Raw genomic sequence first — 13,221 nt, 5'->3', positions numbered from 1 at the left:
GAATTACATTAATAAAAACGACTAAACAAAAAACTGCACGACTGGCATACTGCACTTAAGAAAAAAATAGGTGCTAATATTTGCATGGCTAGTCGAAATCTAATCACTAATTTTGAAGAATTTCCTCACGATGGTCGCCACTGGATGATACGGTGGGTAGATGGGTACCAATCGCATGAGGGACGAACATCAACCCCCTCTGTTGGCGTCAAGCTTTGTCCAGTAAGCTCGAACCCAAACAAACAAGAAATCTGCAAGCCTGCCAGCCTGAGTGAAGAGATCCTGGTACGCGCACATACGGGAATAGTTCCAGAGCTTGTTTTAGGTACCATATACAAAAATGGGCGCCTAATTGGTCGCGCTAATGCTCAAACTATTAATATTAATGCAGATTTAACAGATAACAGTTCTAGAATTGTTAAAGCAAACGATATCATGCCTGAAAGGCCAAGTTGGTGGAAAGATGAATTCCCATACCGTTGGATAGGGCAGTCAGAATACAATCTTGGAAAAGACTTTTCTAACAGCTACTGCGTTGTAATTCAGCAAGCACAAAGTACCTATATAATCCCTTGCCACGAAGTTTTTAGGGCCCTCATGGCACCCTCTTCTGAGTTCGCACTAGCATTAACAACGGGGCCATGGGCAACAACTAGGGAAAGAATTGTTAATATACAAAAAACTGGAACAATTTCCGATGACGAATGGTTGGTAATTTTAAGAAAGAGAATTAAGGATAAGTTTGCTGATAATGCAGCGAATCTCACTATTTCTGAACATGGCATTCAAGCAGCTAATGCTATTTATGCTAATGCCTTAAGGGCTACTGGTGAGTCTTATATATATGCAGGCATTCCTTTTCTAGTTAACAATTTTAAATTTTCTGTACGTGCAGTTCAAATACAATCAGAACCTAACAAATATCTTTGCTTGGAGATAATCTCAGCAACGTGGCCTTTTAGTAACTTGACAATCCACCATGGTCGCGACAATAGTGGCGAGACAGGCAAAGACACTATAGATTCAGATAAAGATAAGCCTTGGCCAAATGGCAGTCAGAACAACAGCAGCCCAAATGATGATTTAGCGATTTCTTCTAAAGAAGATCCTGCAGCGAATTCTGGGCTTGATGAAATCAGCTCTTTAGGGGTTGCTTGGAAAAACAAACCAGAATTAAAAAAAATTGAAAAAGAGGTTAGTTATAAATACCTTACAGGAAAAGTAACGCCTATTGAAAATCAATTTTTCAAGTATGGCACTTCTGGATTACCGACGCATGGAAATACAGAAACAAAGGAGGTTTCTGCGGAACAGGTCGGCCAAACAAACATGCCTTATAGGTTTTTGCAGTTAAAGAAAATGTTGAATCTGCTTCGCAATAAAAAAATAATAAGTAATCTTTTCTGCTATCAGCCACAAGAAGGCGGTCTGTTTAGAGATAACATTCTGACTTGGCCATTACCCAAAAGAGTTATAGACGAGTATCAAAAAAAACACAGAAGGGACAAATGGACCACGTTAACACTTTCAAAACATAGAAGCGTTTTAGTTTATCATTTTGACTACAGCGGAAGTAGAGTATTTCTTCTTGAAATTGAATGTAGAGAAAATGAGGGTGGGTACTGTGCGTTACTGCTTGAGATAACAGAAGAAAACCATCAAGCGACTATCAAAAAAGTTATAAACCACATAGCATTTTTCCGTGGAAATTTAAAAGGAGCTGAAAGTAAAATTCGAGCTTCTTCGGGTGTTTTAGATATGAAAACATGGGTACACGCATATAATAAAAAGCAAGATAGCAGTTCATCTATAAAGCCACTTAACCATGTAAGCTTCACCAAAGCTTTAAGAACGCTCACAGGCGAATAAAGACTAAAGTAATTTAAAATATATAAGCTAGGTGAAACGTACCGAAAGACGTCATCCAGAGGGCGGTTTTTGTAAGAGGCTACTTTAGCAGCCCTTCCGAAAGCCGCAATTCATGCTAAACAGCATTGCCCTCTTGCACCTTCAAACAATCCTGCCAGATTCACTATGCGACGATTTGGTCAGCCTCTGCGTGCCAGAAGAGACAGATATCCAGCGAAGCTATGTGGGATGCATCGACTCAACACGAATCGCCAAACAGGCACTACAGAGCGGGCGAGGAGTACTAGATCTTGTACGCGAAGAAGGGCTTTTAGACGACGCTACGCTGAGTGAAATTCAGCGTCCCGCGAACATGATTGCTTCGAGACAAGCAACACGAGTTACGCCGGTCAGCGGGTAACTTCCTTGTTTCGATAAGAGTAAGTGACCTGCCTAGATTTAAACCTTCAAGTGGCAGGTCACAGTAAGGTTATAATTACTTTACAAAAAAGTTAATGACCTATCTAGCCCAACAAGCCCTTAAGCGCTTCTTGTGCAGCATTATTTTCGTGCCCCACAAAAAAAGGATTATCTTTTATAACAGCGTTTTTCGCTAGATTGAGTGGTTGGAATGGATCTGAGGTAATATCAATCTGATAGTCCCTCAGAGATCTACCAAACTTACCCAGTGCAATGCATGTGACAGAATTAGCGCCTGCTTTACGCAAAAGTGCGGCGGCTACACCGAAAGACACCCCATGAGTAGTACAGTCATCTACCACTATGACATTACGCCCGGTGAGGTTACCGCGATATTTAGGGTTTAAATGAATAGTTTCTATCTGTTCGGTGGGATCAAGTCGATCTGTTCTTGAACCAGCTGACGACCGCTTAGTTGATGGTTTATGACGCACAAACAAGGGCTCTCCCTTTCTCGCCATACGAACTTTTGATACAGTTGTCCTTAAGCGATGCGTAAAATCGCTGAGTACCTCGCTATCACTGTTATCGCTAGCTGACGAAGGAAACACTCCCCAAAAAAGCTTTGGAAACGAGTCAACACCCTGAGTTAGCAGAGATCTCGCAACCATTGCAAGTAAGGCATTCAATCGAGGCCCCCCTTGTTTTATAGTACTAGTTAGATGCGCGCGAAATTGTTTTTGATCAAAGTCTTTTCCGAAAGTAGATAGATCTGAAAGAGCATGTACAGAATACGAAGCGCCTTGGCCATTGAACCACCACTTGCCATCCCACTCCGAAGTTAATCGAAGGGTTTCCTTAAGAGAACGTGCACAATCCACTTGAATACCGAGCTCAGACACTCTTGGGTCATTTGACCAACCGGCTGCAACCATAACCGCTTTACCATTCTTACCCATGGCAATGTCAGCTTGCGATCCAACTAGCACTAAGACATCTTGCGGCGCGATTTTTAGCTTTTCGGCAGTTCTTTTAATAATCCCTCCATTTTGCCGTCCTAGCTCTTGCTTAAATATTACACCGGTTTCGGCAAATAACTCATCAAACCAACCCGGTTTGGCGTTATTTGAGACAATCCCAACCTTATGATTATTTTGAGCTGCTTCTATCAAAACCTGTGCAATAGAGGGATCGGGGTCACCATTAATTAGCAGCGCACTGGGAGAGGTTACTATCAACATAGGCTTCTTTTCATATTGTTAAAGTGACTAGGAACTACCTAAATTTCTAAATTCTGTTGCACTGGTTCGGTCGCGATATCTTCTGATTGCTCGGAATCCACTTGCAATGAGGAGGTATCCAAATCCAGTAGCGCTATAAGCTGCTCGGTTTCTCTAGGTATCTCAAACGATGTTGCGCCACGTGCACGCTCCGAAAAAACCATTTCTGGTCGGGCTTTTGCTGTTCCTGGCAGGAATATATTGACCACTTTTCTTTGGTATTTTGAAGCATATTCAACAGTGTGAGCTGTGCCGCTCTTTATTTTCCATTCAACTGGAATAACAAACTCAGAAAGGCCTGCCTGGATTCGATTTCGCCTCACAAAGTTCTCACCAGAATAAGATTGATGTGGCAGGTATTCTGTTATGACTGCCCCGCCATTCATCAAAATTTTCTCACGGATCTCTTGAGAGCCTTTGGGGTAATCAAGGAATATTCCATTTCCTAAAACCGCCACTGTGGGCAAGCCATACCTGAGAGACTCCTGATGAGCAACTTGGTCGATGCCAAAAGCGAGGCCAGATACTACCGTTCTCTCTGAATGTGCAAGTGTTGCGACAACGTAGCGAGCCAAGAACTCACCATCCTTTGAAGGCTTACGAGTGCCCACAACAGCAATTGGACGATTATAAAGGGTTCGAATATCCCCTTGGATAAATAGCCAGCGCGGCCCATCTTCAATTTCTTTAAGCCTGCCTGGGAACTCCTCCTGATCCCGAAAGACTAGCCGTGCTCTATATTTGGCCAGTTCCCTGGCTAGCTGAAGGCCAGCCTCCCAGACTCTATGCTGCCACTCTTCAGGACTTTCACCGTCCAGCAAAAGTGATACCTTCAGCTCTTTTTCAAGAACAGAAATCGGTGAATTTTTGAGAAAGTCTTTGAACCCTTTCCCGGGCAACATCAGACGAAATAGCGTCCAGTACCCAACACCTTTGATAGTCGATAGCGCAAGAAAAGCTACGACTTCATTACGCCAAAAATTGGCACCACGATCCATGCCTTACATTCCCAGTTAGCCGCTTTTTTCGTTATCCATAGTAGAGACTACTTGAATTCGGGTTCGCGCAGAAGAACCTGCCTACGCCAGTCGTACCTTTCACGTCACTTTTTCTTATTAAGCACGTACCCTGGATTCATAGAATAAGCGCAGCACTTTGGACCACAAGGTAGAGGCAGGAGGGCCAGCGCCGGTACCCTCTCTGCCTTACCTACCAAAGTGAAGCAGAGCATGGGATACCGACAACTGACCCAGATCCAACGATACCAAATTTTTGCCTATCTTGAGACCGGCATTAGCCAGCGAAAGATAGCTAAGGCCATTGGTGTCCATAGCAGCACCATTAGTCGCGAGATAAAGCGCAACGGTCTGACCAGTGGTTATGCGCCTGAACAGGCTCAATCGGCAAGTGATCAGCGCCGACGCACTGCCTGGAAAGTGACGAAGCGGCTGCCCAGCCTGATTCGCTGGGTCACTGACCAATTGATGGACGAATGGAGCCCTCAGCAAATCAGTGGCTTCATGGCCAATGCCAACGGGGCCTGCGTAAGCCATCAATGGATCTATGCGTTAATCTGGGACGACAAGAAGCACGGTGGAACATTATGGAAACGGCTCCGACTGCCACGCCAGCGGCGCTACCAGCGCCAATTGGCTAAGCGGGCGGGGTTAGGCAAAATCCCGCACCGAGTAGGCATTGAGCAGCGCCCTGCCAAGGTGGAAGAACGGCGCCATATCGGACATTGGGAAGGCGACACGGTGCTTAAGGGCCACAAAGAATCTGGACTGGTGACCCTGGTCGAAAGACGCAGTGGCTACCTCTTGGCAGCGCGGCTGCCAACAATCACCGCCACTAGAACGGCTCAGGCAATGACGCGGTTATTGGCACCACGCCGAGGGGCAGTGCACACCATCACTTTGGATAATGGGTCGGAATTCGCTGAGCACCGGAAAGTTGCCAAGGCCGTCTCGGCTAAGACCTATTTTTGCGACCCGTACCGCTCATGCCAGCGTGGTACTAATGAAAACACCAATGGTCTGATTAGGCAGTATTTTCCTAAAGGTACTGACTTCCGCAAAGTGACCAATGCCGAGCTACGAAGTGTCGTCAATAAGCTAAACGATAGACCAAGAAAGCGGCTGGGATACCGAACCCCAGCCCAGGTGTTCTTAGGTGAATACTCAGGAGCACTAGAAACCGCAGGTGCTGCACTTATTAGTTGAATCCAGGACTGAAGGTCATTCCACTGCAATTTAGAACTTTTGTATTCTTGGCAATGCCAGTAATGACCCTAGCCCATAAGCCCCCATGGGTGACAGATATTAGCAATATTGTTAAATGACGAAGGCAGCTTCATGCCTACAACAATACGGCCTAGTTAGTTCATGTTACCCAGGCCAAGAAGGCGCATCCGGTAGTGACAATGGCCTTTGATCAAGGCCCGCCCTGACTCTTTTTTACGACACATCTTGCTCAAAAATGTCCAACAGCCTCGCGCTAAAAGCGCTTTATTGGCCACTTCAGAGCAGATCATGATTAGAGTTTGCTTCCGACGTCGTCACGAAAATAATCCTCTGATGCAACTAGGCCAAATGTGCTGTTCGGCTCGTTAGCCTCTATCCCAACCTCCTCACTGAATAAATTTTGTATACGTCGCTCCTGTTTTAGGTACGCAACTGTGCCAAAAAAGCAACTCTCACAGAGATGTAGTTCGTAGCGCTCGCCATCGTGCTTAGCCCCGTATCCCCAATGAGCTTGGAGCGTCGCAAATTCAAGCCCAACATTCGCTACCCGAGTGGAGCATAGGCATACATCGCACATCACATCGGTGACGGAATCGATTTCCACCTTTTCAATAATTTTCATTTTGATTCTCCTACATTATTCAATCATCTATCTCCCAGGCCCAATAATCTGAAGAATTGAATGATCCGGTTACACCATTGGCTGCCACTAGATCATGATGGAACCCCAATGAGGGTGGTAGTCGCTATTTCGTACAGCACCCGGTTAGGCCTAACAGGATTCACTAAGCCTTTCATCGCCGCCTATTACGCTGAACGCTTCCGCTATCAGAATACGCTCAGAAACGGCTTGCGAATGAATGAAAATAATGACACTTTCCCTTGAAACACTAAGAAATAGTAGGGAATGGTAACGTATGGCAATTTACCAATATGAGCTCAGCAATGCTTCATTTCGTAAGCAACAACGGGTTTTTTCATCACCAAGCATCGGTCGACCGACTGCTTTCTTGAGCCATAGTCACAAAGATAACCAGCAAGCATTAGGCCTTCAGCAAATGCTCATTGAACAAGGGTGGGATATCTACATCGATTGGCAAGACCAAAAGATGCCGGAACGCCCTGATGCAGAAACCGCAAGGCGAATCAAGAATGCCATTGTGCATGCCAATTGGTTCCTTTTCCTGGCTACTGAGAACTCCATGTCATCACGATGGTGCCCTTGGGAGATTGGTTACGCTGATGGAAAGAAGAATCTCAATAACATCGTCATCGTTCCTACCGTCGACTCATCAGGTCGTCATCATGGCAATGAATATTTACAGCTTTATTCCCGTATCGACACCACACCAAACGGAGCATTAGCCCTATACGACCTTCAAGGGCACAGTCGTTGGCTGAGAAATATCTGATTATGCCTTACAAAAACCTGACGGGAAGCTCAGAATGAAACGTGATCAGTTACGGCTCGTTGACACCCTTTCAAAAGAGCTAGAAGAAGGAAATCTGGCTATTTTTGCGGGTGCAGGCTTTTCAAGAGCAGCAGGTTATGTCGACTGGAAGTCATTGCTCAAGCCAATAGCTGATGAGCTTGATTTAGACGTCGATAAAGAATGGGATCTAGTTACGTTGGCGCAATACCACACAAACGTCAATGCGACCAACCGAGCAAAACTCAATCAGCTACTGGTGACTGAGTTCTCAATGACGGCGGAGCCCACTGAAAACCACGCGATTCTGGCAAGGCTGCCTATTCCGACCTACTGGACAACCAATTATGATCGTTTGATCGAAACGGCGCTTGAAAAAAACGAAAAGATAGCTGACATCAAACATACCAATAAGCAATTGGCAACGACACGGCCGAAACGTGATGCAATTGTTTATAAGATGCATGGTGACATCGAGCATGCCGCTGACGCGGTGTTGACTCGCGATGACTATGAGCGTTACCACGTCAATATGCAGCCGTTCATTACAGCTTTAAGCGGTGACTTGGTTTCTAAAACCTTCCTCTTTCTCGGCTTCAGCTTCACCGACCCTAATCTAGAATATATTCTTAGCCGCGTCAGGATTCAGTTTACTCGAGATCAACGACAGCACTACTGCATCCTGAGAAGAGCTAGCAAGGGAGAGAATGAAGACCTTGCTGACTTCGAGTATCGCCAACGTAAGGAAGAGCTTTTCACAGGAGAGCTGCTCCGTGTAGGGATCAAAGCCGTTTATGTTGATGAGTTTTCTGAAATTACTGACATTCTGCGTGCCATCGAGCATCGCCACAAAAGAAATACAATCTTTATCTCTGGTGCTGCTCATGACTATAACCCGTGGTGCAAGGCTGAATCAGAGCAATTCGTTTATCATCTGAGCAGGGCCATTTGCAAAGAACAGTACCGAGTGATCTCAGGGTTTGGCCTCGGTATAGGTAGCGCAATCATCACTGGCGTGCTTGAACAAACTGTTATGAATGGTGGCCGTCTCGACAACGACCAGTTAATTCTTAGGCCCTTTCCACAAAGCAAGACTGGGGAAAGGCCTCTGAAGGAACTGTGGACAGAATATCGACGCAATATGCTCGCTCATGCAGGCGTTGCTATTTTTATGTTTGGCAATAAGCTGGAAAATGGCGAGTTAATCCTTTCTGACGGAATGCGTGAAGAATTCGATATCGCTGTAGCGAAAGGCGTTTTTGTAATTCCTGTAGGTATTACAGGCTCGATGTCGAAATTACTGTGGAATGAGGTTATGAAGTCTTATCAAGAATCTCAGCACGAGAATGGTAAAAAGATTACACCCTTGTTGGGTGAACTAGGCGATAAATCTACATCACTTGAACGCGCTCAAGAAGTCATCCTCCTCCTCTTACGGCTCATCTAAGGTGTCCCCATGGCTAGAAAGGTTTTCTTTAGTTTCCAGTACGACGACGTTCTGAGAGCGATGAATGTCCGTAACAGTAACGTGATCAATGCCAACCCTAAAGTTGGATTCATCGACAAAGCAGAGTTCGAGAAGTTAGAGCGCACAGGTGATAGCACGGTAAAAGCATGGATAGATGCCCAGCTTATCGGTACGACTGTGACAGTCGTACTTATAGGTGCCAATACTGATAAAAGTAAATGGGTAAAATACGAAATAGAGAAAAGTATCAAACGGGGCAACGGATTGTTGACTATAGATATTAGTAAAATCCCAGATTTCAATAAACAAACAAGTGACTTCTGCGGCATGAAGATCCAAGGATACAAGCACTACCGCTGGAATACAGATAATGGTCGTGAAAACCTTGGAGTATGGGTTGAAGAAGCCGCCAAGGCTGCTGGAAAACCTTGAGCGATATTTAAGCGACCACACCTTTGAGCTAATTAACGAAGATGAATTCTGATGCCCCGCCTGAAATCATACAGGCTACCAGGGGACCTATTCACCAAGCGATCCTGCGTTTGAACCCTTGTTTTAGCGGAAAAATGTCACGTGCTAACTGCTCGAATTATCCTGAATCGGATCAGGTGTCTTTGCCATCCATCAGAATAAGCTGAAGTACCACTGGCTTAGTTGCTGCCAATTGGGTTAGTGGCACACATATCGCCAATCGTTTTTAGTTTCATTGCATAACGGATTGTTGTAAGCCATTGCTTACAAACGCTGTGGTCAATCGCTTACATAAAAATGGCTTGATAAAGGCTAGGGTGAAAGTGTGACGCCCAGGATCGCCGCTTTAGCACGTCGAATGCGTCACAACAGGGATGTGATTATTGGTAGTGAAAAGAGGTAGGAGTGCCAGGGATGGCAGCTCTTTTCTAGGTTTTGGCCACTGCTAGCTCTTCCCAGCGTGTGGTGTAGCGTGGTGTACGGTGCTCGCAACGCAATTCCCAAGCATTCTGTTTGCGAGGCATGCCAATCCGGACGGTATTTTTTCCGTGTTCGCGATTGAGCTTATCGAGCGTGGCCATCAATTTTTCATTACGAGCACGTTTCTCGTCACTGATCGGTTCGGCGAGCAGCCCTAGTTGTTCATTGTCGTGATCGCACAAATCAATGAGCATAATCCCGCATTTTTGGTACCAGATGTCTTTTTTAAAAATTCTTTCTAGCCCTGCCATGGCAGCTTTGATGAGCTCGCGGCTATCATCGGTGGGGTGAGGTAGCGGTATTACTAACCGTTTACTGTAGCTCGGCAGATCTTGCCGAAAGCGATTGGTGTGAACAAACACCATCAATGCCTGCGCCAAGCCGTTTTGTCGTCGTAGCTTTTCACCAGCACGTGATGCGTGCACGCGTAGGGCTTCGTGCAGATCGGTTTTGTTCGTCGTGAGCCGGCCGAAGGAGCGGGACACCATGATCTGTTTTTTTGGTTGGCTCATGTCGTCGAGTGATATGCAGTTTTCGCCCCTCAACTCATAAACCAGACGTTCCATGACCACACTGAAATGGCGCCGCAAATGCTTAGAGCTGGCGGTGCGCAGCTGCCAAGCATTCTCTATGCCTAGAGTATGAAGCCGCGCTGCACTGCGACCTGCTACCCCCCATATCTCATTAACGGGTAGCTGCTCCAGGAATTCCCGGGTGTCGCTGCTGTTAGGGTCCATCATGGCCACGCCATTGAAAACACTTTCTTTTTTAGCGCGGTGATTGGCAATTTTTGCAAGCGTTTTGCTAGTGCTTAAGCCAACGCTAACCGGAATACCTGTATCTCGCTTAACTTGCTGTCGCATTAATTGGCATCGTTCTTCTAATGTGTCTGGTTCAAAGCCCTCAAACGATAGAAATGACTCATCAATGCTATATACATCCACGTGAGGCGTATGCTGTGAGAGAACATCAGTAACGCGGCTGCTCATATCACCGTAAAGCGCATAATTTGAGCTGAGCAATGTGCATTGTCGACGAATATGCGGATCAATCTGATGGGCAGGCATTCCCATTGCCACACCTAAGTTTTTGATTTCTTGCGAACGCGCGACCACGCAGCCGTCGTTATTCGACAAAACGCCGACAGCTTGGCCTTCCAACCTGGGAGCAAAGACTCGTTCGCAGGAGACATAGAAATTATTGCAGTCGACCAAGGCAATCATACGGTGAAACCGGGTGCTAGCGGTTGGATGCTATGGGTGGCCACACCCCAATTGTGACAATCATGCCCAGTGAGAGGGATGGGCTTAAACTCTGGGTTAGAGGCCACCAAATACGGCCGACTGCCCATGATGCTTAGCTTTTTACACGTCAGCTCGCCGTCCACGCTCATGATCACGATATGGCCTGGCTGAGGATTGATAGACCGGTCGACAATTAACAACGCATTATCTTTAATGCCATCGCCTTCCATGGAGGTGCCTTTGGCTCGCAGAAAGAACGTTGCACTAGGGTGCTTAATCAAATGGGCAATAAGATCTAATTCGACCTCGACATAATCGTCTGCGGGACTCGGGAAACCAGCGCGGACTTCGCCACCCGCTAAAGGCAGCCTTAGCGGTCGAGCCATGGTGTCGACGCGTCCAAGAATGGTGAAATGCATACTCATGCCATGCTCCCCATCGCTCGCCATGTGCCTGGTAGATGCACCTCAATGTTTTCAAGCGGTGCGAGTAGCGCGTCTTGTTCAGTCCCCCAAACCGCCAACAACTGCGTACCTTCCTCTCTCAAATCATCCCGTTGAAGAGGAAATCCTCCAACGATAACTGGAAGAGTACGGGGACTACTGAATGGCCGTTGCATAGACCGTGGGTAAGTTTTCTTGCTCATAAGCGCCTCCCTATATAGCTGTTAATATATACAGTATTAAGGGCTGACAATAAGCGATCAGCCTAGTGAATCGCAAGCACTCTTCTTCATTCGTTGGTCTTATCGTGTTGGCAAGCCCACCTTATTTTGACGGTGGTTAGATGAGGGCACCGCGATTTTGGTGCGTAGGCTGACTTGGATGGCCAATTCTCGTCTATCCTGCAGCTATGTGCGGACGATTTGCTTTATTCACCCCGATACCTGAGCTGACCAAAAAGGTCGGTGCGGTTATGTCTGAGCGCGACATTCGACCGCGCTACAATGTGGCGCCGGGTACCTGGATCGCGAGCATACGGCAGGCGTCTGAGGACTCTGCTCCCACGCTTGAAGAGGTGTGGTGGGGATTTCGCCCATCGTGGGCCAAAGGGAAAGGCACGCAACCCATAAATGCGCGAGTTGAAACCGTTGCGACTAATAACTTTTTCAAATCGGCATTTGCTAAACACCGGTGCCTCGTACTCGCTGACGGATGGTACGAATGGATCAAGAACACGCCCCCTAAGCAGCCTCATTATCTGTGCCGAAGGGATCGAGAGCCCCTATACTTCGCCGCTATCTACGCAGAACGGGATGATGGAGGTCTAGGATGTGCCATTCTCACCGAGCCAGCTCGAGGCAGTGCTGCCGATGTGCATGACAGGATGCCGTTAATTTTGGACGACGACAGTCTTGAACACTGGCTTGCTACTGACCTGACGGATAAAGAGACAATCCGCAGCATGGTGCGGCATATCGATGCGGGACTAGTTGAACATTGGCCGGTTAGCACGGCTGTTAACAAACCTTCCGAGGGACAAGGTGATGAGCTGATCAATCCTCTCTAGCGTTTCTGATCTTGAGATTGATAGTTTTCCAGCGCTTTTATCTATCCGCTAGGTTGTAGCCATAGGAAGGAAGAACAAATTCAAAGTGAGGAGCCAACAAAGCTATCTCACTGGTAGGTTGAACACCGTAAGGTGGTTAGACGTTATCCATCATCGGCCGCTTATGCATGGCTAGCCTCAAGTACCACGACGATCACTTCCGCGACGGCTAACTTATTAGTATAGCCCCCAGGATAATGGACCAGAGTACATACCCAAAATAAGGGTGCCTAAGATTATGACCACGCCAACTAGTTTGCGCGAAGCTGAGATGGAAGCAAGAGCGCGTCGAGCCGTGATGGAAAGCGGCGATTGGTTAACTGTCGATGAGATATTGCAGTTGCCAGGCGTCCGCTCACGTGGTGATAGCGGTGATTTTCAACCCAGTTGTCCAAATGGCTGCACTTAAGCAGCCTTTTTATTACGCTCGATTTCCTGCACTTTCCCTGGGTTAAGCGACACTGAACCAGTGACCTCCCAGTTTCGGGTGCTGCCCGACCAGCGTTTCGGATAGCGACGCTTAGCGCTTTCATAAACCGCTTTACGACGTTCAAGGCGTTTTCGATCAACGCCACGATGCCGGTCAGCTGGCGTGACATATTGGATGCCACTGTGAAGGTGCTGTTCGTTGTAAGCCCGCTCGAACACCAACATCCATTCTCGTACCGCGCTCAGCGATGTAAAGCCCTTGGTGGGCCATGCTGGGCAGTATTTGACGGTACGGAACAGCGCTTCCGAGTAAGGGTTGTCGTTGCTTACTCTCGGTCGACTGTAAGACATCAACATCCC

13 protein-coding genes are annotated in these 13,221 nt (G+C 46.9%); 7 read left to right on the top strand and 6 right to left on the bottom strand.

Annotated features, from left to right (window positions below):
* Positions 1-84 precede the first annotated feature (84 nt).
* Both ACT3TY_RS04785 and ACT3TY_RS04780 read left to right on the top strand, forming a co-directional pair.
* Positions 85-1,869 (top strand): hypothetical protein, encoded by a 1,785-nt coding sequence (locus tag ACT3TY_RS04785; RefSeq protein ID WP_096277126.1) that lies wholly within the window; start codon positions 85-87, stop codon positions 1,867-1,869.
* Between the two features lie 112 nt (positions 1,870-1,981).
* Positions 1,982-2,269 carry a hypothetical protein gene (locus ACT3TY_RS04780; protein ID WP_096277124.1) on the top strand — a complete coding sequence of 96 codons (288 nt, stop codon included), beginning with the start codon at positions 1,982-1,984 and terminating at the stop codon, positions 2,267-2,269.
* A gap of 103 nt (positions 2,270-2,372) precedes the next feature.
* On the opposite strand, the gene ACT3TY_RS04775 is transcribed toward ACT3TY_RS04780, so the two are convergent.
* Both ACT3TY_RS04775 and ACT3TY_RS04770 read right to left on the bottom strand, forming a co-directional pair.
* The gene (locus ACT3TY_RS04775; protein WP_192526916.1) at positions 2,373-3,509 is read right to left on the bottom strand and encodes a hypothetical protein; all 1,137 of its coding nucleotides are present in this window, start codon (positions 3,507-3,509) and stop codon (positions 2,373-2,375) included.
* A gap of 38 nt (positions 3,510-3,547) precedes the next feature.
* The gene (locus ACT3TY_RS04770) at positions 3,548-4,546 is read right to left on the bottom strand and encodes a DNA-processing protein DprA (protein ID WP_086961193.1); all 999 of its coding nucleotides are present in this window, start codon (positions 4,544-4,546) and stop codon (positions 3,548-3,550) included.
* A 231-nt stretch (positions 4,547-4,777) separates the two neighbouring features.
* Here ACT3TY_RS04770 and ACT3TY_RS04765 point away from each other — a divergent pair, with 231 nt between their 5' ends.
* Complete coding sequence (locus tag ACT3TY_RS04765) at positions 4,778-5,770, top strand: IS30 family transposase (RefSeq protein WP_096277122.1); 993 nt, start codon at positions 4,778-4,780, stop codon at positions 5,768-5,770.
* Between the two features lie 313 nt (positions 5,771-6,083).
* On the opposite strand, the gene ACT3TY_RS04760 is transcribed toward ACT3TY_RS04765, so the two are convergent.
* Complete coding sequence (locus tag ACT3TY_RS04760) at positions 6,084-6,413, bottom strand: hypothetical protein (protein WP_086961195.1); 330 nt, start codon at positions 6,411-6,413, stop codon at positions 6,084-6,086.
* 295 nt (positions 6,414-6,708) lie between these two features.
* Between ACT3TY_RS04760 and ACT3TY_RS04755 the strand changes: the two genes are divergently transcribed.
* The 3 genes from ACT3TY_RS04755 to ACT3TY_RS04745 are packed head-to-tail and all read left to right on the top strand — an operon-like array spanning position 6,709 to position 9,121.
* On the top strand, positions 6,709-7,203 hold the full coding sequence (locus ACT3TY_RS04755; RefSeq protein ID WP_096277120.1) for a toll/interleukin-1 receptor domain-containing protein: 495 nt from the start codon (positions 6,709-6,711) through the stop codon (positions 7,201-7,203).
* Between the two features lie 34 nt (positions 7,204-7,237).
* On the top strand, positions 7,238-8,668 hold the full coding sequence (locus ACT3TY_RS04750; protein WP_192526915.1) for an SIR2 family protein: 1,431 nt from the start codon (positions 7,238-7,240) through the stop codon (positions 8,666-8,668).
* A 9-nt stretch (positions 8,669-8,677) separates the two neighbouring features.
* A complete protein-coding gene (locus tag ACT3TY_RS04745) occupies positions 8,678-9,121 on the top strand; it encodes a TIR domain-containing protein (protein ID WP_096277114.1) in 444 nt (147 codons plus the stop codon).
* Positions 9,122-9,588: 467 nt separating this feature from the next.
* On the opposite strand, the gene ACT3TY_RS04740 is transcribed toward ACT3TY_RS04745, so the two are convergent.
* Together ACT3TY_RS04740 and ACT3TY_RS04735 are read right to left on the bottom strand one after the other, a co-directional pair.
* Complete coding sequence (locus tag ACT3TY_RS04740) at positions 9,589-10,863, bottom strand: Y-family DNA polymerase (RefSeq protein WP_096277112.1); 1,275 nt, start codon at positions 10,861-10,863, stop codon at positions 9,589-9,591.
* On the bottom strand, positions 10,860-11,309 hold the full coding sequence (locus tag ACT3TY_RS04735; RefSeq protein WP_225734540.1) for a LexA family protein: 450 nt from the start codon (positions 11,307-11,309) through the stop codon (positions 10,860-10,862). The genes ACT3TY_RS04740 and ACT3TY_RS04735 overlap by 4 nt, the downstream gene beginning before the upstream one ends.
* A 427-nt stretch (positions 11,310-11,736) precedes the next feature.
* Between ACT3TY_RS04735 and ACT3TY_RS04730 the strand changes: the two genes are divergently transcribed.
* The gene (locus ACT3TY_RS04730) at positions 11,737-12,393 is read left to right on the top strand and encodes an SOS response-associated peptidase (RefSeq protein WP_096277108.1); all 657 of its coding nucleotides are present in this window, start codon (positions 11,737-11,739) and stop codon (positions 12,391-12,393) included.
* Positions 12,394-12,837: 444 nt separating this feature from the next.
* Here ACT3TY_RS04730 and ACT3TY_RS04725 read toward each other — a convergent pair.
* The coding region (locus ACT3TY_RS04725; protein ID WP_444627490.1) for an integrase core domain-containing protein at positions 12,838-13,221 on the bottom strand (384 nt) is incomplete at its 5' end.

Origin of the sequence: Halomonas sp. AOP22-C1-8, assembly GCF_052378905.1 — a bacterium.
Taxonomy (GTDB): Bacteria; Pseudomonadota; Gammaproteobacteria; order Pseudomonadales; family Halomonadaceae; genus Vreelandella; species Vreelandella citrativorans.
The sequence above is the reverse complement of the archived record's forward strand: the minus strand, read 5'-3'. Positions and strand labels throughout refer to the sequence as shown.

Excerpts from the sequence above, each read along its gene's own strand:
- ACT3TY_RS04785 (WP_096277126.1), top strand. The coding sequence starts at position 85 with ATGGCTAGTCGAAATCTAATCACTAATTTTGAAGAATTTCCTCACGAT.
- ACT3TY_RS04780 (WP_096277124.1), top strand. The coding sequence starts at position 1,982 with ATGCTAAACAGCATTGCCCTCTTGCACCTTCAAACAATCCTGCCAGAT.
- ACT3TY_RS04775 (WP_192526916.1), bottom strand. The coding sequence starts at position 3,509 with ATGTTGATAGTAACCTCTCCCAGTGCGCTGCTAATTAATGGTGACCCC.
- ACT3TY_RS04770 (WP_086961193.1), bottom strand. The coding sequence starts at position 4,546 with ATGGATCGTGGTGCCAATTTTTGGCGTAATGAAGTCGTAGCTTTTCTT.
- ACT3TY_RS04765 (WP_096277122.1), top strand. The coding sequence starts at position 4,778 with ATGGGATACCGACAACTGACCCAGATCCAACGATACCAAATTTTTGCC.
- ACT3TY_RS04760 (WP_086961195.1), bottom strand. The coding sequence starts at position 6,413 with ATGAAAATTATTGAAAAGGTGGAAATCGATTCCGTCACCGATGTGATG.
- ACT3TY_RS04755 (WP_096277120.1), top strand. The coding sequence starts at position 6,709 with ATGGCAATTTACCAATATGAGCTCAGCAATGCTTCATTTCGTAAGCAA.
- ACT3TY_RS04750 (WP_192526915.1), top strand. The coding sequence starts at position 7,238 with ATGAAACGTGATCAGTTACGGCTCGTTGACACCCTTTCAAAAGAGCTA.
- ACT3TY_RS04745 (WP_096277114.1), top strand. The coding sequence starts at position 8,678 with ATGGCTAGAAAGGTTTTCTTTAGTTTCCAGTACGACGACGTTCTGAGA.
- ACT3TY_RS04740 (WP_096277112.1), bottom strand. The coding sequence starts at position 10,863 with ATGATTGCCTTGGTCGACTGCAATAATTTCTATGTCTCCTGCGAACGA.
- ACT3TY_RS04735 (WP_225734540.1), bottom strand. The coding sequence starts at position 11,309 with ATGAGTATGCATTTCACCATTCTTGGACGCGTCGACACCATGGCTCGA.
- ACT3TY_RS04730 (WP_096277108.1), top strand. The coding sequence starts at position 11,737 with ATGTGCGGACGATTTGCTTTATTCACCCCGATACCTGAGCTGACCAAA.